The sequence below is a fragment of the Kosakonia sp. H7A genome, from assembly GCF_003028445.1.
Classification (GTDB): domain Bacteria; phylum Pseudomonadota; class Gammaproteobacteria; order Enterobacterales; family Enterobacteriaceae; genus Kosakonia; species Kosakonia radicincitans.
Genome location: NZ_PYTZ01000116.1, coordinates 1 through 454 on the forward strand (window position 1 = coordinate 1; position 454 = coordinate 454).

Sequence of the window (454 nt, forward strand, 5' to 3'; positions counted from 1 at the left end):
GTCGAAATAATCAGCCACCGCATGCTTGTAGCGGTTGGTGACGAAGATCAGGGTATCGCAACCGGCCTCGATGGCCTCGTCGACCGCGTACTGGATCAACGGCCGATCGATGATCGGCAGCATTTCCTTGGGAACCGTCTTGGTCGCCGGCAGGAACCGGGTGCCAAGGCCTGCCACCGGGAATACGGCCTTGCGGATGCGCTTGTTCATCAAATTCTTCTGACCTCGCGTGCGGGGAAAGGAACCACAGTGGCCGAGCGCTCGCCTTCGGTGTCACGCGCGGCCGAGAAATCGGGAAGGAAGTTGCCCAGGATCGCCTCCATGGCGTCCATGTCGTAGCGGTCCACCGCCTCGCGCAGACGGGCGACGTGCTGCAGCACCTGTTCCTGCGGGAACTGCCGGGCATCGGCCTCCAGGATCTTCGGGTGCAGCGTCGGCCGGTAGTTCTCGTCGG

The 454-nt window shown here is 63.2% G+C and carries 2 protein-coding genes; both read right to left on the minus strand.

Going from position 1 to position 454, the window contains the following annotated elements; genetic code table 11:
• Positions 1-210 (minus strand): sugar phosphate nucleotidyltransferase (locus tag CWM66_RS28490; protein ID WP_255416499.1); only part of this gene is annotated, 210 nt, incomplete at its 3' end.
• Positions 210-454 (minus strand): hypothetical protein (locus CWM66_RS29020; protein WP_199200096.1); only part of this gene is annotated, 245 nt, incomplete at its 5' end. The genes CWM66_RS28490 and CWM66_RS29020, both read right to left, overlap by 1 nt.